Raw genomic sequence first — 22094 nt, forward strand, 5'->3', positions numbered from 1 at the left:
GGACCCGGGACGGGGCCGCGGCGAGCCTCTGGACGGGGCCGCCCACGACGGGGCCGGGGCTCAGGTATGCGCGGCGGCGTCCCGCTCGCGGGCGCGCAGCGCTCGCGCGACGCCGTCGCGCCCCTCGAACACCAGCCGGCGCAGCGGCGCCGGCTGCTCGGGGTCGGTGAGCCAGGTGTCGGCGGCGGCGATGGTGCGCGGCTCGATGACCGGCGGGAACAGGTACCGGACGGCGTTCTTCGCGATCTCCCCGGGGCGGGTGTCCCACAGCGGCCGGATCTCCTCGAAGTACCGGTCGACGTAGCCGGCGGTCAGCTCGGCCTGCGCGGGGTGCCAGAAGCCTTGCAGAAGCGCCTCGTGCACCGCGTTGGGCACCTCGCCGTCGTGGAAGACCCGCTGCCAGGTCTCCTTCTTCGACTCCGACGTCGGGCGCAGCGCCCGGGCGGTCGCGGCCTTCCGGGCGCCGGTGGCCGTCGCGTCGCGGGCGGCCTCCGCCTCGATCTCCGCGATGCCTGCCCCGCCGATGGCGACCAGGCCGTGCAGGAACGCCCAGCGCGCGTCGGCGTCGACGGTCAGGCCGTCGACGCCGCGGGACCCGTCGAGCAACCCGCGCAGCACCGCGGCGTGCTCGTCGGTGCGGGCAGCGGCGGCGAAGGTGCGCGACCAGATGAGCTGCTGGTCGCTGCCCGGGTCGGCGGCCTCCAGGGCGGCCAGGGCCGCGTCGGCCAGCCGGCGCCACCCGGTCGGTGCCCACGCCGGGTCGGCGTAGGAGGTCAGCGCGCCCTGCACCCGCGTCAGCAGCGACTGGACGACGCTGCTCTCGGTCTCGGCGCCGATGCCGGCCAGCACCAGCTCCACCCACTCGCGGGCCGGCAGCTCGGCGTCGCGGGTCATGTCCCAGGCCGCGGACCAGCACAGCGCCCGCGGCAGCGGCTCGGGCATGGTGCCGATGCTCGCGCGCAGCGTGGTCAGGGACCGGTCGTCGAGCCGCAGCTTGGCGTAGGTGAGGTCGTCGTCGTTGACCAGCACGAGGTCGGCCGCGGGGTGGCCGACCAGCTCCGGCACCTCGGTGCGGGCGCCGGCGACGTCGGTCTCCACCCGCGTCGTGCGGGTCAACCCGTCGGGCCCTTCGCTGTAGAGGCCGACCGCCAGCCGGTGGTTGCGCAGCACCGGGTGCTCGGCCACCGCGGTCTGCTCGATCGCGAAGCGGGCGTACCGGCCGTCGTCGGTGAGCTCGTGGACCGGACGCAGGGTGTTGACCTGGCTGGTGCGCAGCCACTGGTCGGCCCACTCGGAGAGGTCGCGTCCGGAGCTCTCCGACAACGGCCCCAGCAGGTCGGCGAGGGTCGTGTTGGCGTACTCGTGCGTGCGGAAGTAGCGCCGCACGCCGGCGAGGAACTGCTCCCGCCCGACGTAGGCGACCAGCTGCTTGAGCACCGAGGCGCCCTTCGCATAGGTGATGCCGTCGAAGTTGACCTCGACGGCGGCCACGTCGGGGATGTCGGCGGCGATGGGGTGGGTCGAGGGCAGCTGGTCCTGCGCGTACGCCCACGCCTTCTCGGTGTTGGCGAAGGTGGTCCAGGCCGTCGTGTACTCGGTCGCCTCCGCCTGGCACAGCGTGCTGATGTAGGTGGCGAACGACTCGTTGAGCCACAGGTCGTCCCACCAGCGCATGGTGACCAGGTCGCCGAACCACATGTGGCCGAGCTCGTGCAGCACCGTCTCCGCGCGCCGCTCGTACTTGGCGCGGCTCTCCTTCGAGCGGAAGACGTAGTCCTCCAGGAAGGTCACCGCCCCCGCGTTCTCCATGGCGCCCGCGTTGAACTCGGGGACGAACAGCTGGTCGTACTTGTCGAACGGGTACGGGTAGTCGAACACCAGGTGGTAGAAGTCGAAGCCCTGCTTGGTGACCCGGAACAGCTCGTCGGCGTCGAGGTGCTCGGCCAGCGACGCCCGGCAGTAGAGGCCGAGGGGGATGCCCTCGTGCAGGTCGGTCACCCTCGCGTAGGGGCCGGCGACCAGCGCGACCAGGTAGGTCGAGATCCGCTTGGTGGGCGCGAAGCGCACCAGCTGCGAGCCGCCCTCACCGGCCTCGATGGCGCGGTCGCCGGTGTTCGAGACGACCTGCCACTCGAAGGGCGCGGTGACGTGCAGGGTGAAGACCGCCTTGAGGTCGGGTTGGTCGAAGCAGGCGAACATGCGCTTGGCGTCGGCCGGCTCGAACTGGGTGTAGAGGTAGACCTGGTCGTCCTCGGGGTCGACGAAGCGGTGCAGGCCCTCGCCGGTGTTCGAGTACCGGCAGTCGGCGGCGACCACGAGCGTGTTGCGGCCGGCCAGGTCGGGCAGCGGCAGCCCGCCCTCCTCCGTCCAGGTGGCCACGTCCAGCTCGGTGCCGTTCAGCGTCGCCGAGTGCAGCCGCTCGGCGACCAGGTCGACGAAGGTGCCGGCCCCGGGCCGGCGGCAGTCGAAGTCGATGGTCGTGACGGAGCGGAACGTGCGTTCCCCGGGGTGACCGGCGCCGTCGGTGAGGTCGAGCCGGATGTCGTAGCCGCGCACGGCGAGCAGTTCGGCCCGGGCGGCGGCATCGGTGCGGGTCAGGTTGGGGACGGCCACGGACGGCAGCTTCCCATGCGGGTGCGACACGCCGTGCCGGACCGGCCGACACGCCGGACCGGACGGAGCCGCGCGGCGACCGATCAGGGCGACCGGCGGTCGGGTGGGTGACCGGTCACCCGAGCGGGTACGGGGACCGCACAGGACGGGAGCGGGAACAAAGGCGCCGGGCGCCGTCCTTGCCCCCCGGTGAGGAGCGCGGGCACTCGTCCCGCGCGGCCACCGATCGACCGACGGAGGAGACGCGACGATGAGCCAGGCCGTGCAGAGCGCCCCGGTGCGTGCCCAGGTGGACTTCTGGTTCGACCCGGCCTGCCCCTGGGCGTGGCTGACCAGCCGGTGGGTGCTGGAGGCGGCCAAGGTGCGCGACATCGACCTGCGCTGGCACGTGATGAGCCTGAGCGTGCTGAACCGCGGCCGGGACCTCCCCGAGGACTACCAGGAGCTGATGCGCCAGGCCCTCGGACCGGTGCGCGTCGCGATCGCCGCGCAGCAGCGCTTCGGCGACGAGGTGCTCGGCGACCTCTACACGGCGATGGGCACGCTGCGGCACCACGAGGGCCTGGAGCTCGCCGACGTCGTCGCGCCCGCGCTCGAGCGGGTCGGCCTGCCGGCCGAGCTCGCCGGCGCCGCGCAGACCGACGAGTACGACCAGGCGCTGGAGAAGAGCCACCGCGAAGGCATGGACCCCGTCGGTGACGAGGTCGGCACGCCGGTCATGCACATCGACGGCGTCGCCTTCTTCGGGCCGGTCATCAGCCGGGTCCCGACCGGTGAGGCGGCCGGCCGGGCCTTCGACGGCGCCGTCCTGCTGGCGGGCCTGCCGGACTTCTGGGAGCTCAAGCGGACCCGGCTGTCCGGTCCGGACCTCGACTCGGTGCCGGCCGACGCGCTGGAACTCACCGACCGCCGGTGACGCGGGCCCGCCCGCGCGGGGAGGCGCCCTGGTGGACCAGCGCGGTGGTCTACCAGGTGTACCCGCGCTCGTTCCAGGACTCCGACGACGACGGCGTCGGTGACCTCGGCGGCGTCCTGCGGCGGCTGGACCACCTGGCCGACCTGGGCGTCGACGTCCTCTGGCTGTCCCCGGTGTACCCCTCCCCGCAGGCCGACAACGGGTACGACATCAGCGACTACCGCGACGTCGACCCGCTGTTCGGCTCCCTCGAGCAGCTCGACGAGCTGATCGCGGCGCTGCACGCGCACGGCATGAAGCTGGTCATGGACCTGGTGGTCAACCACACCAGCGACGAGCACCCGTGGTTCCAGGACAGCCGAGCGAGCCGGACGTCCGCCAAGCGGGACTGGTACTGGTGGCGGCCGCCGCGAGCGGGCATGGCGCCGGGCGCGCCCGGCGCCGAGCCGACCAACTGGCACTCGATCTTCTCCGGGTCGGCCTGGCAGCTCGACGAGGCCACCGGCGAGTACTACCTGCACCTGTTCGACCGCAAGCAGCCCGACCTGAACTGGGAGAACCCGCGGGTCCGGCGGGCGGTCTACGACATGATGCGGTGGTGGCTCGACCGCGGGGTCGACGGCTTCCGCATGGACGTCATCAACATGATCAGCAAGGACGTCGGACCGGACGGCGCCCTGCACGACGGGCCTCCGTTGCCCGGGCTGCCCTACGGCGACGGGTCGGCGTCCTACATCTGCGGCCCGCGCATCCACGAGTTCCTGCAGGAGATGCACCGCGAGGTGTTCGCCGGTCACTCCGAGCAGCTGCTGCTGGTCGGCGAGACGCCCGGTGCGACCGTCGAGGACGCGCTGCTGTTCACCGATCCGGCCCGCCGCGAGGTCGACATGGTCTTCCAGTTCGAGCACGTGCAGCTCGACTTCGAGGGCAGCAAGTACCGGCCGACGCCGCTGGACCTGCGCGACCTCAAGGCCTCCTTCGGCCGCTGGCAGGCCGGGCTCGCCGACACCGGCTGGAACTCCCTCTACTGGGACAACCACGACCAGCCGCGCGCGGTCTCCCGCTTCGGTGACGACTCGCCGGAGCACCGGCGGGACTCCGCCACCTGCCTGGCCACGCTGCTGCACCTGCACCGCGGCACGCCCTACGTCTACCAGGGCGAGGAGCTCGGCATGGCGAACTACCCCTTCACGGACATCGAGGAGTTCCTGGACGTCGAGTCGGTCAACCACTACGCGCAGGCCGTGGCGCACGGCGAGGATCCGGACGACGTCCTGGCCGGGCTGCGCAAGATGAGCCGCGACAACGCCCGCACGCCGGTGCAGTGGGACGGGTCGCCGTCCGCCGGCTTCACCACGGGCAGGCCGTGGCTGCCGGTCAACCCGGACGCCGCCGAGTGGAACGCCGACGCGCAGCGCGACGACCCCGGCTCGGTCCTCGCGCACTACCGGCGGCTGATCGCGCTGCGGCACGAGAGCGCCGTGGTGGCGCTGGGCCACTTCGAGATGCTGCTGCCCGACCACGAGCACGTGTACGCGTTCCGACGCACGCTCGGCGACGACGCGCTGGTGGTGGTGTGCAACGTGAGCGGGAAGCCGTACCCGCTGGCCGAGCTGCTGCCCGAGGCGGTGGACGCCGACCTGGTGCTGGGCAACCTGACGGTCGACGACGACGGCGGCGACGGGGACGACAGCGGCGGCATCGGCGACGGCGCGGTCCTGCGCCCCTGGGAGGCCCGCGTCCTCCGCCCCCGAGCGGAGTAGGACGGGCGCGGTACCCGTCACCGTTCACTCCGCTCGGCTTCACCAGGTGATGCGCATCCGGCGGCCGCGGGTGTCGCGGTCGTCGCCCCCGACCGCCGTCGCGGTGCCGTCGGCGATCCGCCGGGCCGACCAAGCCGCGGCGCAGGCGTCCAGCGCGTCGACCAGCGGCACGCCCCGCGGCGCTCCGGCCAGGGCGTCCTCGACGTCCATCACCGGGCGCAGTGCGTGCAGTCGCTGCATCGATCCGCGAGCTGTGCCCTTGCGGTCGCGGACGGCGGGGTCGAGGGCCCGGAACGACAGTTCGGGGTGCACCTCGTGCACCCGGTCGCAGGGCGGGTCGCCCAGCGCGTCGTCGAGCGCCCGGATGGCCGCGACCAGGTGGAACGCCTGCGCCGACGGCGCCCGCGGCGGCGAGGTCACCGCGCGGGAGAGCGCCCGCGCCTCGGCGTAGTCACCGGCGGCGAGCACCGCACGGACCGGGGTGGGGAAGACCGACCGGGCGGCACCGGAGCCGCGCAGCAGGAACCGCGCCACGTCGTCGCAGCGGCGGGGGCCGTCCTCGGGGAGGCCGATCGGCATGTCGACGCCGACGACGTCGACGCCGGGCACCGCCAGGACGGCGGCCGCGTCGAGCAGCGCGAGCAGGGTGACCCGGCGGCCGTCGAGGAGCGCGCCGACCCACGCGCCGCGCCATCCGTCCACGCCCAGCACCGCCACCGGAGGAGCCTGACAGACTCCGCGTCATGCGCGTCTTCCTCGGCTGCGACCACGCCGCCTTCGAACTCAAGGAGCACCTGAAGACGGTGCTGGCCGGGGCCGGGCACGAGCCGGTCGACTGCGGGGCGGCCGAGTACGACGCCGGGGACGACTACCCGCCGTTCTGCTTCGCGGTGGGGGAGCGGGTGGTCGCCGAGCCGGGCACGCTGGGCGTGGTGCTCGGCGGCTCGGGCAACGGTGAGCAGATCGCTGCCAACAAGGTGCCCGGCGTCCGGGCCGCGCTGGCCTGGAACCACGACACCGCGGAGCTCGCCCGCGCCCACAACGACGCCAACGTGGTCGCGATCGGTGCCCGCCAGCACGGCCGGGACGAGGCCGCCGAGCTGGTGCTGCGCTTCCTGGACACGCCGTTCAGCGGCGACGAGCGGCACGCGCGGCGCATCGGACTGATCACCGACTACGAGCGCGACCGGCACCGGCCCGCGGGTGGGCTGCCGACCCGCCCCGAGCCGGTGAGCTGATCCACCGCTCCCGCTGAGGGGCCCTCGGGTGAGCTGATGGAACGGCCCTGCCGAGGGTCCTGCGCGGTGAGCTGATGGAGCGGCCCTGCTGAGGGTCCCGCGCCGAGCGCCAGCGAGAGAAAGCACCCGCTCCCCCCCGACCCTCGCACGCTCGGGCCGGGCCCCGTGGTGAGCTGATGGAACGGCCCTGCCGAGGGGCCCGCGCCGAGCGCCAGCGAGGAGTGGGGGCAGCGGGGTCCTTCTAGAAGTCGTCGGGGCACCACGGCGGCACGGGCCAGCCGAACGCCGTCGACGCCAGGGTCACCGCGCCGGGGCTGACCTCGGTCACCCGCCCGGCGCCCTGCAGGGTGGCCAGCGAGACGCCCCCCAGGTACGCGGCCGCCAGGTCCTCCACACCGAGCACCAGGTCGGGATCGCGGTCGGTACGGCCGCAGTATCCACCGGCCGGGTGCCCGGACAGCCGCCACCGGCCGGCGTTCCAGTGGCAGAAATCGTCGCGGACCTCGAGCACCAGGTCGATCGGCGTCGGGTAGCGCCGCGCGGCCAGCGCCCGGTCGACGTCGACCAGCCGCACCCACAGCGTGTCGACCGGAGCGACGTGCAGCGCGCGCGGATCGGCGACCAGGTGCCGCAGCGGGTCGTCGACCGGGCCGCTGCGGTAGCGCACCGTGCGCACCAGGTCGACCGACAGCAGGAAGCGCCACAGCGCCGCGTACCCCGCCGGGGTCGACGCCCGGACCTCCTCGACGGTGAGCGTGGCGTCGGGCTCGCCGGCGTCCGACCACCCGCCCTTCACCCGGTAGGCGGCGTAACCGGTGACGGCGCCGTCGGCCTCGGTGTGCAGCAGGTACCGCCGGGCACTGGCGCCGTGCCGGCGCGCGGGGTCGTCCTCCAGCTGCCGGTCCCACCACCGGCCGTCGCGGTCGAGGTTGCCGGGGACGGCCCGGCGCACGCGGTCGTGCAGGCCGACGGCGGCGCCCCGGTAGGCGTCGAGGTCGACGACGTCGACCCGGCCGGTGCCCGCGGGAGCGCCGGGTCGCAGACGCAGCCGCTCGGTGCCGCCGGTCAGCCCGCTCCGCTCCGCCGCGGGTGCGTAGCCGAACCGGCCGTAGATCGACGCCTCGGACGCCCACAGCGCGGCCACCGGTTCGCGCTGCTGCTCGTGCAGCCCGTCGAGCTGGCGGCGCATGACCGCGGTCAGCACGCCGCGGCGGCGGTGCGTCGGCGCGACGGTCACCCAGGTGACGCCCGCGCACGGCACGAGCGCGCCCGGCACGGTGAGCACGCGTGAGTAGATCCCGGACGTGGCGGCCACCCGACCGTTCTCGAACAAGCCGAGGGAGCGGTCGAGCTCGGCGACCGCCGGCGGCGTCTCGGCGAAGGTCCCGGGGGGCTCCTCGGCGAAGGCGGCGAAGAGCGCGCGGGCGAAGGCCGGCCACTCCTCTTCGGTCACCGGGCGCAGGGCGGAGGCGAGATCGGCCACGTCTGGTGTCTACCGGCTGGGGCCGACACGGCGCTAACCTCCAGCCAGGAAACGCGGGGTGATCGGGCGCGCACTCATGGTGGCCGACACCGGTCGACGGACCCGTCCACCCGGACGATCCGGTGTCCGTTCGGCGTCGCCGCGACCGCGTCGACGACCGGCGCTCCTACCCTCGGGCCGCCGGGGCGGCCGCCGCCGATCCGCGCCGGGGGACGGAGGACGCGTGCGCACGAGCGCGCTGCCGGTGGTGCTGAGCGCCGTGCTGCTCCTGGCCGGCTGCACGTCCGCGCCCTCCGCGGAGGTCGCCGCGGGCACGTCCGGGGACGCCGCCGTCCCGGCCGAGGTGCGCACCGCGCCTCCCGGCGAGCCGCTGACCGTGGTGGCCGACCCGGGAGCGGTCGAGGCGGCGGCGTCGGCGAGCCGGGCGCTGTTCGCCCGCGCCGAGGTGGCCGTCGTCGCCCGGGACGGCGACGCGGCCGGCGTCCTGCTCGGCGCGTCGGCCGCGGCCGGGCTCGGCGTGCCCCTGCTCCTCGAACCCGGTGACGGGACGCCGGCCGCCGCGCTGGCCGAGGAGCTGGACCGGCTCGGGACGACGACGGTGCTCGCGGTGGGCGGGGCGAAGGGCGACGCTCCGGCGGGCGGTGCTCCGGCGGACGGCGCTGCGGAGGACGGCGTCTCCGGGGCCGCGGCGCCGGACGGGACACCGTCCACGTCCGGCGCCCGGGACGGTGAGGGACCGGAGGAGGTCGCCGTCCCGGCCGACCCCGGCGCGGTCGCCGCCGCGACCGGCCTGGACTGGGCCGACGTGGTGGAGGTTCCGGACGGCGGGGCGGCGGCCGCCGTCGCCGCGCTCGACGCCGACGACCCGGTGGCGCTGCGCCCGGCGGGGGCCGGCGCGCCCGCATCCGGGGACGGCACCGGGGAGGCGCGGGTGCTCCCCGGGGTGACCCGCACCGAGCCGCGGGCCGGCACGCTCCTGCTCGCCACCGGCGGGGCCGAGACGGTGGCCGGCGTGGCCACGGCCCGCGCGGCCGGCGCGCGCGTCCAGGTCACCGGCGGCGCGACCGACCCCCGCGGCGTCCCGGACGTGGTCGCCGCCATGGGCGAGGACCCGCCGGAGTCGGTCGTCGTCCTGGGTGCCGGCTTCGCCGCCGAGGACGGGCTGGACTGGAAGCTGGCCACCGCGGTCACCGGCACCCAGCTGCCCGCCGGCGGGCAGCTGCTCTTCCCCGCGTCCTTCCTCGTCGCCCTGTACGGGACGCCGGGCAGCGGCGCGCTGGGCGTGCTCGGGGAGCAGGACCTGCCGGCCAGCATCGAGCGGGCCCGCGCGCACGCCGCGGACTACGAGCCGCTGGTCGACGCCACCGTCGTCCCCGCCTTCGAGATCATCGCGACCGTCGCCTCCGCCGCCGCCGGGCCCGACGGCGACTACTCCGCCGAGTCCGAGGTCGAGGCGCTCCGGCCCTGGGTGGAGGGGGCCGGGGAGGCCGGGCTCTACGTCGTCCTGGACCTGCAGCCGGGTCGCACGGACTTCGTCACCCAGGCGGAGCGGTACCGCCCGCTGCTCGAGCTGCCGCACGTGGGCCTGGCGCTGGACCCCGAGTGGCGGCTCGGGCCGGACCAGGTGCACCTGAGGCAGATCGGGTCGGTCGGCATCGACGAGGTCAACCGGGTGGTCACCTGGCTGGCCGACCTGACGCGTGGGAACCGGCTGCCGCAGAAGCTGCTGGTGCTGCACCAGTTCCAGGTGCGGATGATCCCCGGGCGGGACCGGCTGGACACCTCCCGCGACGAGCTCGCGCTGGTGGTGCACGTCGACGGCCAGGGGACGCAGCCGGCCAAGCAGGAGACCTGGCGGACGCTGCGCGGGATCGGTCCGGAGGGCATCGCCTGGGGCTGGAAGAACTTCTACGACGAGGACCGGCCGGTGCTCACCCCGCAGCAGACGGTGGAGCAGGTGGCGCCGCTCCCGCAGCTGGTCACCTACCAGTAGCGACCGACCGGGACGGCGGGACGTTCTGGTTCAGGCAGAACACGTTGTCCGGGTCGTAGCGGTCCTTGAGCGCCACCAGCCGCGCGTACTTCTCCGGGCCGAAGGCGGCGCGGACCCGGTCGTGCCCCTCGTCGCCGATGAAGTTGAGGTAGGCACCGCCCGTGGCCCAGGGCTTCGCCGCCGCGGAGAGGGCGCGGGTCCAGGCGATGTTGCGCTCGTCGTCGTCGGCGTCGGCCCAGATGCTGAGGAAGTGCACGTTCCAGGGAGCCGTGCGCGTGCCGAGCGCTGTCGCCTCGTCCGGCACGCGGGCCGGTGCCCCGCCGCCGGCGATGATCGCGACCTGGGTGGTCGGCGAGGGCACCCGCGCCGTGTGCTCGGCGAGGACGTCCACCAGCTCGTCGGGCAGCCCGGTGAGGAAGTCCGCCGTCCACCAGTTGCGCAGGCCCGGCGGGTTGCCGGCCTCGAGCAGCCGCTGCAGTGCGGAGTACGGCATCGGCTGCACCATCGCGACGGCCGGCGGCCCGAACTCGACCAGCGGGCGGAGGACGCGCGCGCCCTCATCGGGGTCGCCGACGTAGAGGACGACCATGCCCACCGCCGGGCGGCCGCGTGCCGCTTCGGGCACGAACGGCGCCGCGGGTGCGGTGATCAGCGTCGCGGCGCCACCGACCTCGTCGGGTGCTCCGGCCATGAAGTCGCGGAAGTGCCCGATCACCTCGGCGGCCGCCTCGTGCGGGTACAGCAGCAGGCCGGCGTGGAGCAGCGGCTCCACCGGGTGGGCGCGGAAGTCTAAGCGGGTGACCACGCCGAAGTTGCCCCCGCCACCGCGCAGGCCCCAGAGCAGCTCCTCGTCCCCGTCGGTGCCGGCGGTGACCACCTCCCCGGCCGCGGTGACCACCTCGGCGGCCAGCAGGCTGTCGCAGGTGAAGCCGAGCTTCCGCTCGAGCCACCCGCTGCCGCTGCCGAGGGTCAGGCCGGCCACCCCGGTCGACGGCACGCGGCCGCCGGTGACGGCCAGCCCGTGCTCCTGCGTGGCGGCGTCGAACTGGCCCCAGTTCGTGCCGCCGCCGCAGCTCACCGTGCGGTCGGAGACCCGCACCTCGACGCGGTTCATCGGGCGCAGGTCGAGCATCAGCCCGCCCTCGCAGACGGCGTGGCCGACGACGCCGTGCCCGCCGCCGTGCACCGCCAGCGGCATCCCGGCGGCGACGGCGTGCCGCACGGCCGCGACCACGTCGTCGGTCCCGGTGCACCGGGCGATCACGGCGGGGGAGCGGTCGACCATGCCGTTGAAGATCCGGCGGGCGTCGTCGTAGCCGGCGTCGCCCGGCCGCAGCACCTCGCCGCGGAAGCCCTCGATGTCCCGGTGCAGCGTCGGAGCGGCCATGGGCACCTCCGTCGGCGGTCGCGGCCCCGCGGCGCGGGACGGTCCGAGGGTCCTCGGGTGCGGCCGCGGAGGGCAGGCCCGCCGGCCCTTGCGGCCGCGCCACCGGGCGTGCCGGTGACCGCCCGGTGTCGATCCCGTGCACCCCGTCCGGTCGCCGCCGGGCCCGGGAAAGGGGTCCCGTCCTGTCGGTGCCCTGTGGTGTGCTGTCGCCCGACGTCGACCGGAGGGACGGAACACGGTGACCACACTCGCGATCGGTCGGGCCGACCAGCTCGACCCGCGGCTGCTCGAGCACCGGCGGGAGCTGACCGGCTACTGCTACCGGATGCTCGGCTCGGCCTTCGACGCCGAGGACGCGGTGCAGGAGACGATGGTCCGGGCCTGGCGCTCGATCGGCGGCTTCGAGGGCCGCTCGGCGCTGCGGTCGTGGCTGTACCGGATCGCCACCAACGTCTGCCTCGACGCGCTCTCCGGCCGGCAGCGCCGGGCGCTGCCGATGGACCTCTCGGGCACCCCCTCCCCGCCGGTCGAGTCGTCGCTGGCCGGCCGGCGCCCGGGCACGGCCTGGGTCGAGCCGGTGCTCGACCGGCAGGTGCTGCCCGAGGACGGCGACCCCGCGGAGCGGGCGGTGCTGCGGGAGTCGATCCGGCTGGCCTTCGTCAGCGCGCTGCAGCTGCTGCCGCCCAAGCAGCGGGCGGTCCTGCTGCTGCGCGAGGTGCTCCGGTGGCGGGCGGAGGAGGTCGCCTCGCTGCTCGACACGACCGTCGCCGCGGTGAACAGCGCGCTGCAGCGCGCCCGGGCGACGCTCGCCGACGCCGGCGGCCGGCCCGAGCCGCGGCCGCTCGACGACGACACCGCCGACCTGCTGGCCCGCTACGTCGACGCCTTCGAGCGCTACGACATCGACGCCTTCGTCCGGCTGCTCCGCGACGACGCCACGCAGCACATGCCGCCGTTCGAGATGTGGCTGCGCGGTGCCGGCGACATCGGCGCCTGGATGCTCGGGCCGGGGGCGGGCTGCCGCGGTTCGCGGGTGGTGGCCACCACGGCCAACGGCTCGCCGGCGGTCGCCCAGTGGCGGCCCCGCGCCGACGGGGGCTTCGAACCGTGGGCGCTGCACGTCCTGGAGGTCGACGCCGGCCGGGTCGGGCACATCTCCAGCTTCCTGGAGTTCGACAACCAGCTCTTCGCCCGGCTCGGCCTGCCGGCGACCCCGGAGCCCGCCGCCGGCCGATGAGTCCGGGGCCCCCGCCCGGTCGGACCTGCAGGACCACCGAACGGAGAGGAGCCCACCGTGCTCACCGACAGTCCTGCCTTCAGCGGTTTCGCCGTACCGGACGTCGACGCCGCCCGCCAGTTCTACGGCGAGACCCTCGGCCTGCGGGTCGAGGTCGACACCGGGATGGGCGGGCTGCTGACCCTGCACCTGGGCGGCGGCACCGATGTGCTCGTCTACCCCAAGCCCGACTACGCGCCGGCGACGTTCACCGTGCTGAACTTCCCGGTGCCCGACGTCGAGAAGGCCGTCGACGAGCTCACCGCCCGCGGCGTCCGCTTCCAGCGGTACGACGGCTTCGACCAGGACGAGAAGGGCATCGCCCGCGGTCCGGAGGGGCCACCGATCGCGTGGTTCACCGACCCGGCGGGCAACATCCTCTCGGTGCTCGAAGGCTGACCCAGCCGTACGGCGTCGCCCGCTCCACCGCGGGCAGGACCCAGCCGGCGCCGCCGGTCCGGACCTGCCGGCAGCGCCGGACCTGGGGTGAGCCCGTTCCGCGCCGGCTTGACCCGCGCGGACGTGGCGGTGAGCCTGGGGCGATGACGGCGGTGCGGATGCCCCGGCGCGGGCGGTGGATCTGGGACGTGCGCGGCGACGGCCGGGCCGTCCGCATCTCGGCGCACGCCGAGGCCGGGCTGCTGGTGCTCAGCCTCTGGCGCGACGACAGCTGCATCGGGACGGCCCGGCTGTCGCCGGACGAGGCGGCCCGCCTGGTCAGCGGCATCGGGGAGGGGCTGACCGAGCTCGCCCGGCCCGGGGCCGGCGCGGACGCGTCGGCCGGGCGCATGCACGAGCTGGAGCTGCGGCTCGCCGCCGTCGAGCACCGGCTGCGGACCCCGGCCTGGCGGCGCGCGGCGTCGGCGGTGACCGGCTGGGCGGTGCGGAAGGCCGCCCGCGCGGGCCGCCCGGCGTCCGCCTCGCCGGCCTCCCTGGCGCGGTCGGGCACGCCGGCACCGCTCGCGACGGCACCGATCGCCTGACCGCCCGCCGGCAGACCCCGGCTAGCGCCAGGTGGTGAGGCGGACCGTCGTCCCGTCGGGGCCGGAGCGCAGCTGCACCAGGTCGGTGAGCTGGTTGACCAGGTACAGGCCGCGGCCCCCGATCTGGTCCAGCGACGGCCGGCGGCGTCCGGTCAGCGGATCGGCGACCCGGCCCCCGTCGGTGAACTCCACGACCGCGGCACCGGGCTCGGCCCACATGACGAGGCTGCCCGACCCGCCACCGTGGCGGATGCTGTTCGTCGCGAGCTCGGAGGCGGCCAGCTCCAGGTCCTCCATCCGCTCGCGGGAGAGCCCGCAGCCCGTCGCGAAGCCCGCGACCGCCCGCCGGACGGCGGGGACGTCGCCGTCCCGGTAGCGGCTGCGCAGCGCCGTGCCCGGCGGCGCGGGCAGGAGCGCGGCGAAGGCGCCGACGTGGGCGGCCGGGTCGTGGGCGTCGCTGGACAGCCCCCCGGTCGGCGTCAGCCGCACCGGGTGGGAGGTCAGGGCACCGGCCCGCACGGCGGGGGGCAGCTGCTCGTCGTACGGGCACAGCAGCCGCCAACCGGGGCCGGAGGAGAAGGCCGGGTTGAGCAGCACCTCGTGCAGCTGGCACTCGGCGAGCTCGACGTCGCTGCGTCCGACGTAGGCCGGCTCGCCCACACCCCGCAGGCCGCGGCCCGCACCGATGTGCTCGTCGACCGCGGCCTCCCACACGGCGATGATCCGGGCCGGGTTGGCGCCGATGTCGGCCATGTCGAGCAGCGTCACCGCCCGGGCGTCGTCGGCCAGGGCGTCGCGGAGCAGGTCCAACCGCGGCTCCGGCTCGGCGACCACGACCTCTTCGTCGCCCTCGAGCCCCTCGCGCACGAACGGCAGGACCCGGGCGAGGAAGTCGTCCTCGTCCCGGTAGAAGACGACCTCGTGGGAGAAACCGCCGACCGGTGCGGCCTCGAGCAGGTGCGCGGTCATGCGTGCCGCCCCTCCGGGGAGACGCCGGTCAGTTCGTCGAAGCGGAGCAGCCGCCACATCCGCCGGAAGAGCGGCGAGGTGCCCGTCAGCCGGGGCTCCGCGGAGCGGTCCCGCAGGCCCCGGGCCCACTCCGCGACGAGCCGGCAACCGGCGACGTCGACGAACTCGACACGGCTGAGGTCCAGGGTCACCGCCGAGCGGTCCGCGCAGGACGTCGCGAGCACCCGCCGCAACCGGGCGGCGCCGACCGCGTCGACCTCCCCGGCCACGGCGACCCGCCCGTCGTCGAAGAAGACGCGGAAGGGTGGCGCGCCACCGGGTGCGTGGACCACGGGGTGCACCGATGCTGCGTCCACGACGACCCCGGCGTCCAGCACGCTGCTCCGGTACGCGCACATCGCCGACATCCCGGAGCCGGAGGCCATGAAGTCGTCGGCGAGGTGTTCCCACCGGAGGAGGTCCGCCCGTCGCCCCGGGTCGGCCGCCAGGGCGGTGACGTCGGCGACGACGCGGATCCCGCGGTGGCCATCGGCGCGGGCGCGGCGGGTCGCCGCCTCGTAGAACGTCAGCTGCTGCTCGGGGGCGAAGCCCGCCGTGGAGTCGTAGGCGTCGCCGAGCGGCAGCAGCTCGAGCGCGCCCCGGTCCAGGAGGGCGTCGACGTCGGCGAGCGGCTCGACGCCTCGACGGATGCGGTCGACGACGTCGTCCCCGACGCACAGGAGACGCTCCCCGCGGGCCAGGCCGCCGGCGAGGAACTGCCGGGCCACCGGCGCGAAGGAGTCGACGTCCTCGTAGGTCCAGCAGACGTGGTCGGCGGGCTGCACGGCCCCGGGCTCGCTCAGCAGTCCCTGGGCACGCACCCGTCCACCGTAGGCGCTGCCGAGTCCTGTGGACAGGCCCGAGCCGGGACGGCCCGCCCGTGCGGACCCGCAGGCCCCGCCGGGGCCCGCGCGGAGACCGCGGGTGGGGTGCGTTCAGCCGCCGAGCCGGAGCACCACGACCTCCGACGTCGGCGACGGCGGGTCCTCCTCGAACTGGCTGTCGACCAGCAGCAGGCGGTCGTCGGCGAAGGACCCGGTGGTGAGGACGCGCTCGGGATCGGTCGCGATCTCCTCGACCAGCGTGGCCGAACGGCCGTCGTCGGCCCATTCGAGCACCGTCACCGTGCGCGGGAAGTTCCGGACGGCGACCAGCGTGGAGCCCTCGACGACGAGCCCGTCGCTGCCGGACAGGTCGACGTCACCGGTGTCGATCCGGGTGACCTCGGCGGTCGCCAGGTCGATGCGCCACAGGACGCCGGGATCGCTCTGGGCCACGACCAGCGCCTCGCCGTCCGGCGTTCCCTCGATGCCGTTGAGGCCGAAGCCGTCGGTCTGCTCGATCGGTCCGCCGGCCTCGGTGCCGGCGTCGACGAACAGCTCGGCCCGCCACGCGCCGTCCGCCTCGCTGACGCGGAAGACCTGCGGCACCCGGGAGTTGGTGACGTAGGCGGCGCCGTCCGGGCCGATCGCGACGTCGTTGAGGAAGACGTCGGCGGCGTCGACGCGCAGCGCCGCGAGCAGCGCGCCGTCCTGGTCGTAGACCCAGAGGTCGGGCGCGTCCGGCGGCTGGTCGGCCGCCGATCGGTTGTCCCCGCCCGCGACGTACACCCTGCCTGCGGAGTCGGTGGCGATGCCGACGGCGGTGGTGCGCCCGTCGCGCCGGGCGACGTGCTCGTCCAGCCACACCTCGGTGGTCGGGTCCCAGACCAGGCCGCGGTGGATCTCCCCGCCGGTGCGCTCGGTGACGTAGAAGAGGCTGTCGTACCAGTGCACGTCGATGCCCTCGAAGGTGGAGCCGTCGGCGTCCCCCTGCAGCGCGTAGGTGTCCGGCAGCGTCGTGCCGGTGCCGGTGCCGGTGCCGGTGCCGGTGCCGGTGCCGGTGTCGCCGGCGGTGGCGACCGCGCCGGTCAGCAGCAACGGGGGGACGACCAGCAGGCCGGCGGTGGTGCGGGCGGGACGGCGCATCGGAGCTCCTCGACGGTGAGGCTCGGCGGGAACTCCCACGGTGCGCTCGACGCGGCTCCGCCGCCGCGCGACCGGACGCCGGACCGAGCGTGGCGCGCGCGGCGCGGCGCCGGCCCGGCACGCCCGGTGACGCCGTCGAGGCGGAGCTCCGGTGGACGGCACCGTGGCACGATGGCCGCGTGGCCGCGAGCCTCGACGTCGGGCTCCTGGGCCCGGTCGAGCTCCGGGCCGACGGCAGCGTGGTCCCGCTGCCGCGGACCCAGCGGCTCCTGCTGGCCCGGCTGGCGCTCCCGCCCGGGCGCGTGGTGCCGGTCGCCGAGCTGGTCGACCTGCTCTGGGCGGACGACCCGCCGAGCGGGGCGGCGCAGAACCTGCACAGCTACGTCTCCCGGCTCCGCCGGGTGGTCGGCCGCGGCCGCATCCCGCACGAGGGGGGCGGCTACCGGCTGCACGCGCGTCCCGACGACGTGGACGTCGGCCGCGTCGAGCGCTGCGTGGCGGCCGCCCGGCTCGAGGCGGAGCGACGCCCCGCCGCGGCGGTGGCGCTGCTGGCCGACGCGCTCGGCACCTGGCGCGGTGAGCCGCTGTCCGACCTGGCCGACCACCTCGCGTTCGCGCCGGACGTGGCCCGTCTCGTGGAGTGGCGTGCGCACCTCGTCGCCGAGTGGCTGGAGCTGCGCCTCGGAACGGGACCGGCCGCGGAGGTCCTGCCGGACCTGGAACGCGCCGTGCGGGAAGACCCGTCGCGCGAGCGGCTGCACCTGCTGCTCATGCGCGGCCTGCACCGGGACGGCCGGACCGCCGAGGCGCTGCGCGTCGCCGACGACCACCGTCGCCGGCTCGCCGAGGAGTCCGGCCTGGACCCGGGCCCGCAGCTGGTCGAGCTGCGGCAGCGGATCCTGGCCGGCGACCCCGGCCTGAGCACCGATCCGGCGCCGCCGCGGACCGACCCGCCCGTGCGGCCGAGGTTCGGCCCGCGCGACCGCTTCGTGGGCCGGCGGGCCGAGCTGGACCGGCTGCGGGCGGCCACGGCGGGGCCGGGCCTGGTCACCGTCGTCGGCCCGGGTGGGGTCGGCAAGACCCGGCTGGTGCAGGAACTGCTGGACCGGGACGACGACGGCCGCCCGGCCTTCCTCGCCCCGCTCGGCGATCTCAGCGCACCGGCGGACCTCGTCACCGCGGTGGCCGCCGCGCTGGGCCTGCGAGCGGCACCGCAGGGAGCCGCGACCGCGGTGGCCGACCGGCTGGCCGCCGACCCCGCCGTGCTGGTCCTCGACACCTGCGAGCACCTCCTGACCGCGGCCGGCCGGCTCGCCACGCGCCTGCTCGACAGCTGCCCGCGCCTGTGCGTGGTGGCGACCTCCCGGCAGCGGCTGGGCGTCCCGGGCGAGAGGGTGGTGCGGGTGGCCCCGCTCGCCCCGGCCGAGCGGGTGGAGCTGTTCTGCGACCGGGCCGCGGCCCTGCGGGACGGCTTCGTCGCCTCCGACCGCGTGCGCGGGGTCGTCGCCGAGGTCTGCGGCCTGGTCGACGGCCTGCCGCTGGGCGTGGAGCTCGCCGCCCGCCGCGAGGCGGTCCTCGGCGTGCACCAGCTGCGCGAGCTCCTCGCGGCCGGGCTGCACGTGCTCGACCCGGCCCGGGACGCCGACCGGTCGACCGCGCTGGGTGCGACCGTCGAGTGGTCCTACCGGCTGCTCGAGCCGGAGGCCCGCACGCTCCTCGACCGGCTGGCCGTCTGCTCCGGTGGCTTCGGTCCGGACGCCGTCCCCCACCTGGCTCCCCAGGACGGCGGCAACCCGGTCGCCCTGCTGGCCGAGCTGGTCGAGAGCTCGACGGTGGCGGCCGATCTCGCCGTCGACCCGCCCCGGTACCGGTTGCTGGACACCGTCCGCAGCGTCGCCCTCGGCCACCTCGGGCGGGACGGCACCGCCGAGGCGCGCGCCGCGCACGGCCGGTGGATGCAGGCGCACGCCCGGGTCGTCCACGGGTGGCAGTGCGAGCGGTCGCCCCACGCCACCGCGCTCCTGCGCCGGGAGTCGGCGAACCTCCGCGACGCGCTGGCCCGGTACGCGGAGGCCGGCAACTGGCTGGACGCCGGGCGCCTGGCGGTCCCGGTGGCCCTGGCCGTGTCCGACGACCCGTCGCTCGACCTCCTGGCCCGGTTGCGGCGCCTGGAGGCCGTCCCCGTCGACGGCGAGGCCGGGGCGCTGTGCCGCACCGCCGCGGGAGCGGCCGCCTGGTCGCAGGGCGACGCCGTGCCGGCCGAGGACCTGCTGACCGCCGCGGTGGAGGGCCTCGCGGGCGGGCACCCGTGGCAGTGGGCCGCCCGCTTCTTCCGGCTCATGGACCGCATGTACCCCGGGCACCGCGCCGGGGTCGCCGAGGACACGGCCGAGCTGCTGGCCCGGGACGAGGCGCCGGAGTGGGTGCGGGCGACCGCCGTCTGCTGCACGGCGCTCGTCGAGTCGTTCAGCGGTGACCGAGCGGCCGCGGAGCGGTGGACCTCCCGGCACGAGGACCTCCTGACCCGGGTCGGTGCCGTGGACGGGTTCGTCGACTGCACGCGCGCGGAACTGATGGCCCCGGACGACCCGGAGGGCGCGCTGGCCCGCTTCGAGCGCGCGCACCGCCTGTGCGCGGAGCGCGGGCACACCTACAACCGCGAGGTCGCCGGCGTCGGCCGCGCCGCCGTCCTGGTCCGGCTCGGCCGGCACGCCGAGGCCCTGGCCGCGTGCCGGCGGTCGATCCTCGACCTGCGCGCCCTCGGCATGTGGCCGCAGCTGTGGACGGTCCTGCGGCTGACCGCGGAGCTGCTGGTGGCCCTCGACGATCCGGGGCCGGCCGCCGCGGTGCTCGACGCGGCCGACGCCGACCCGCTCGCGCCCGCGGTGCTGGGCCCCGATCGGGAGCGCCTGGCGGAGCTGCGGAACCGCCTCGCCGACGCCGACGCCGACGCCGACGCCGCCGACGCCGCCGATGTCGACGGCGTCGCCGCCGTGCGGCGGCCGGTCGGCGGGAGGGCGGCGGTGGTGGCCGGGGTGCTGGCCGCACTGGCCCGCGCCGCCGACCAGCGTCCGGTCAGCGCGCGGTAACCGTCCGGCAAGGGGGCAGCGCCACCGTGGCGGCATGACCACCACGACGACCGACCTCCGAACCCCCGACAGCACGATCCCGGACGCCGCCCGCGTCGACGAGACCCGCGTCGAGGCCTTCGCCGGGGCGCTGCTCACCGACCTCGCCGGCGCCGCGACGACCGTGATGACGGTGATCGGTGACCGCCTCGGGCTGTTCGCGGCCATGACCGGCGCCGGTCCCCTGACCGCAGCCGAGCTGGCCGCGTCCACGCGCCTGCACCCCCGGCTGGTGACCAAGTGGCTGGCCGCGATGACGGTGTCCTCCTACGTCACCCACCACCCGGACGCCGGCACGTACGAGCTCCCGGCCGAGCACGCCATGGTGCTGTCGCTCCCCGGCTCGCCCGCCTACGTCGTCGGCGCGGCGGAGATCGTCGCGGGGCAGTACGCGACCCTCGCCGCGCTGGAGGAGGCGTTCCGCGGCGACGGCGGCATCGACTACGACGTCTTCCCCCCGTCGATGTTCGGCGGGGTCGAGCGGTTCTTCCGCACGGCCTACACCCACCAGCTCGCGACCACCTGGTTCCCGGCGGTCGACGGCCTGGTGGACCGGCTCGAGGCGGGCGCGCGCGTCGCCGACGTCGGCTGCGGGCGCGGCGAGTCGACCCTGCAGATCGCCGCGCACTGGCCGGCGTGCACCGTCACCGGCTTCGACATCCACCACCCGTCGGTGGTCGCCGCCCGCGCCAAGGCGATCGAGGCCGGCCGGACGGACGTCGCCTTCCGCACCGCCGACGCCACCGTGATCGGCCCCGGCCCCTTCGACGTCGTCGTCTTCTTCGACGCCCTGCACGACATGGGCGACCCGCCCGCGGCGCTGCGCCGGGCGCGCGAGCGGCTCGTCGACGGCGGCATCGTCGTCGCCGTCGAGCCCTGGTCGCTCGACCGGCTGGAGGACGGCATCGGCAACCCGTCGGTCCGCATCGACTACTCCTGCTCCACGTCGGTGTGCACGCCCGGCTCGCTGGGCCAGCCCGGCCGCTACGGGCTGGGCACCCAGGGCGGCCCGGCGCGCCGGCTGGCGCTGCTCACCGAGGCCGGCTTCCGCGACGCGCGGCTCGCCGTCGACGACGGCGTGAACCTCGTGCTCACCGCGGTCCGGTGAGCCCGGCACCACGCGCGACGACGTCCGAGGAGGCGAGGACATGACCCTCTGCGCTGCGGCTCCGGCCCGCGTGCTCGTCGTCGGTGCCGGCCCGGCCGGCCTGGCCACGGCGCACGCCCTGCTCCGGCAGGGCATCCGGCCCCGCGTGGTCGACGGCGCTCCGCGGGTCGCCCAGCCGTGGCGCGATCGCCACGACCGGCTGCGGCTGAACACCCACCGGCGGTTCTCCGAGCTGCCCGGGCTGCGCTTCCCGCGCTCGGCCGGTGCCTTCCCGCACCGCGACGACGTCGTGGCCTACCTGGAGGAGTACGAGCGGCGGCTGGACCTGCCGGTCGAGTGGGGCGTGCCGGTCCGGCGGGTCGAGCGCTCCGATGCCGGCTGGTGCGCGAGCACCCCGCGCGGTGACCTGGACGCCGCCCACGTCGTCCTCGCCACCGGACCCGACCGGGTGCCCGTGCGGCCGCACTGGCCGGGGGAGGAGCAGTTCGGCGGGGTCGTGGTGCACGCGGCGCAGGTGCGCCGGCCGGCCGACCTGGCCGGTCACCGCGTGCTCGTCGTCGGCCTCGGCAACTCGGGCGTGGACCTGGCCGGCGCGCTGGTCGGTGCGGACGTCGCCCGGCTGTGGGTGTCGGCGCGGTCCGGCGTCACCGTGGTGCCGCGCCGGCTGGCCGGGCTGCCGCTGCACCCGGTGTCGGTGCTGACCCGCTGGGCGCCGGTGCGGTTCCAGGACGCGTCGACGACGGCCGTCTCGCGCCTGGCGTTCGGGGACCTCACCCGCGTCGGCGTGCCCCGGCCGCCCGCCGGCGCGGCCACCCGGTTCCACTCGTCCGGGGTGAGCCCGGCGGCCGACGACGGCTTCGTCGCCGCGCTCGCCCGCGGGGACGCGGCGGTCGTCCCCGAGGTCGAGGCGTTCGAGCCCGCCGGGGTGCGGCTGGTCGACGGGCGGCGGCTCGATCCGGACGTCGTCGTCTGCGCCACGGGCTACCGCACCGGCCTGGAACCGCTGGTGGGCCACCTCGGCGTGCTCGACGGCCGCGGCCGGCCCCTCGCCGTCGGCGGTGCCGCGCTGCCGCAGGCACCGGGCCTGTGGTTCACCGGGCACCGGCCGCCCTTCCACGGCAACCTGCACGGCCGGGGCCCCGAGGCGCGCGCCCTGGCGCGCGCCCTCGCTCGGGTCGTCGCCGGGGCCGTGCCGCCGTCGGGCCCGCGTGCCGGTCCCGCCGGCCCCCTC

The 22094-nt window shown here is 76.1% G+C and carries 16 protein-coding genes and 1 pseudogene; 10 read left to right on the top strand and 7 right to left on the bottom strand.

Annotated features, from left to right (window positions below):
• Positions 1-60: 60 nt before the first annotated feature.
• A complete protein-coding gene (gene pepN, locus OF117_RS16345) occupies positions 61-2613 on the bottom strand; it encodes an aminopeptidase N (protein ID WP_263553902.1) in 2553 nt (850 codons plus the stop codon).
• Positions 2614-2863: 250 nt separating this feature from the next.
• Between pepN and OF117_RS16350 the strand changes: the two genes are divergently transcribed.
• Complete coding sequence (locus OF117_RS16350) at positions 2864-3529, top strand: DsbA family protein (protein ID WP_263553903.1); 666 nt, start codon at positions 2864-2866, stop codon at positions 3527-3529.
• The gene (locus OF117_RS16355) at positions 3526-5292 is read left to right on the top strand and encodes a glycoside hydrolase family 13 protein (protein WP_263553904.1); all 1767 of its coding nucleotides are present in this window, start codon (positions 3526-3528) and stop codon (positions 5290-5292) included. The genes OF117_RS16350 and OF117_RS16355 overlap by 4 nt, the downstream gene beginning before the upstream one ends.
• Positions 5293-5331: 39 nt before the next feature.
• Here OF117_RS16355 and OF117_RS16360 read toward each other — a convergent pair whose 3' ends face one another.
• Positions 5332-6009, bottom strand: a complete 678-nt coding sequence (locus OF117_RS16360) for a DUF429 domain-containing protein (RefSeq protein ID WP_263553905.1) — start codon at positions 6007-6009, stop codon at positions 5332-5334.
• 26 nt (positions 6010-6035) lie between these two features.
• On the opposite strand from OF117_RS16360, the gene OF117_RS16365 reads away from it, so the two are divergent.
• Positions 6036-6530, top strand: coding sequence for a ribose-5-phosphate isomerase (locus tag OF117_RS16365; RefSeq protein ID WP_263553906.1), 495 nt, complete (start codon positions 6036-6038; stop codon positions 6528-6530).
• Between the two features lie 241 nt (positions 6531-6771).
• Here OF117_RS16365 and OF117_RS16370 read toward each other — a convergent pair whose 3' ends face one another.
• Positions 6772-8013, bottom strand: a complete 1242-nt coding sequence (locus tag OF117_RS16370) for a GNAT family N-acetyltransferase (protein WP_263553907.1) — start codon at positions 8011-8013, stop codon at positions 6772-6774.
• Positions 8014-8236: 223 nt separating this feature from the next.
• Between OF117_RS16370 and OF117_RS16375 the strand changes: the two genes are divergently transcribed.
• Positions 8237-10006: a hypothetical protein gene (locus OF117_RS16375; RefSeq protein ID WP_263553908.1), complete on the top strand. Its 1770-nt coding sequence runs from the start codon at positions 8237-8239 to the stop codon at positions 10004-10006.
• Here OF117_RS16375 and OF117_RS16380 read toward each other — a convergent pair.
• Complete coding sequence (locus OF117_RS16380) at positions 9993-11393, bottom strand: FAD-binding oxidoreductase (RefSeq protein WP_263553909.1); 1401 nt, start codon at positions 11391-11393, stop codon at positions 9993-9995. The genes OF117_RS16375 and OF117_RS16380 overlap by 14 nt on opposite strands.
• A 238-nt stretch (positions 11394-11631) precedes the next feature.
• Here OF117_RS16380 and OF117_RS16385 point away from each other — a divergent pair, with 238 nt between their 5' ends.
• The 3 genes from OF117_RS16385 to OF117_RS16395 all read left to right on the top strand — a co-directional run bounded on the left by OF117_RS16385 (position 11632) and on the right by OF117_RS16395 (position 13652).
• Positions 11632-12630, top strand: a complete 999-nt coding sequence (locus tag OF117_RS16385; RefSeq protein ID WP_263553910.1) for a sigma-70 family RNA polymerase sigma factor — start codon at positions 11632-11634, stop codon at positions 12628-12630.
• A gap of 57 nt (positions 12631-12687) precedes the next feature.
• Complete coding sequence (locus OF117_RS16390; RefSeq protein WP_263553911.1) at positions 12688-13068, top strand: VOC family protein; 381 nt, start codon at positions 12688-12690, stop codon at positions 13066-13068.
• Positions 13069-13211: 143 nt separating this feature from the next.
• Positions 13212-13652: a hypothetical protein gene (locus OF117_RS16395; protein ID WP_263553912.1), complete on the top strand. Its 441-nt coding sequence runs from the start codon at positions 13212-13214 to the stop codon at positions 13650-13652.
• 21 nt (positions 13653-13673) lie between these two features.
• Here OF117_RS16395 and OF117_RS16400 read toward each other — a convergent pair whose 3' ends face one another.
• The 3 genes from OF117_RS16400 to OF117_RS16410 form a co-directional block, all read right to left on the bottom strand.
• Positions 13674-14621 (bottom strand): sensor histidine kinase, encoded by a 948-nt coding sequence (locus tag OF117_RS16400; RefSeq protein ID WP_263553913.1) that lies wholly within the window; start codon positions 14619-14621, stop codon positions 13674-13676.
• Entirely contained in the window at positions 14618-15481 is an 864-nt protein-coding gene (locus OF117_RS16405; protein WP_263553914.1) for an MEDS domain-containing protein, read from the bottom strand. Before OF117_RS16405 ends, OF117_RS16400 begins: the two co-directional genes overlap by 4 nt.
• Positions 15482-15595: 114 nt before the next feature.
• The gene (locus OF117_RS16410) at positions 15596-16627 is read right to left on the bottom strand and encodes a hypothetical protein (protein WP_263553915.1); all 1032 of its coding nucleotides are present in this window, start codon (positions 16625-16627) and stop codon (positions 15596-15598) included.
• A gap of 179 nt (positions 16628-16806) precedes the next feature.
• Here OF117_RS16410 and OF117_RS16415 point away from each other — a divergent pair, with 179 nt between their 5' ends.
• The 3 genes and pseudogenes from OF117_RS16415 to OF117_RS22290 form a co-directional block, all read left to right on the top strand.
• Complete coding sequence (locus OF117_RS16415; protein ID WP_263553916.1) at positions 16807-19716, top strand: ATP-binding protein; 2910 nt, start codon at positions 16807-16809, stop codon at positions 19714-19716.
• A 34-nt stretch (positions 19717-19750) separates the two neighbouring features.
• Positions 19751-20863, top strand: coding sequence for a class I SAM-dependent methyltransferase (locus OF117_RS16420; RefSeq protein WP_263553917.1), 1113 nt, complete (start codon positions 19751-19753; stop codon positions 20861-20863).
• Between the two features lie 40 nt (positions 20864-20903).
• Positions 20904-21788, top strand: a pseudogene (locus tag OF117_RS22290) (flavin-containing monooxygenase); the annotation flags it as partial.
• Positions 21789-22094 lie beyond the last annotated feature (306 nt).

It is taken from the genome of Geodermatophilus sp. YIM 151500, from assembly GCF_025716945.1.
GTDB lineage: Bacteria > Actinomycetota > Actinomycetes > Mycobacteriales > Geodermatophilaceae > YIM-151500.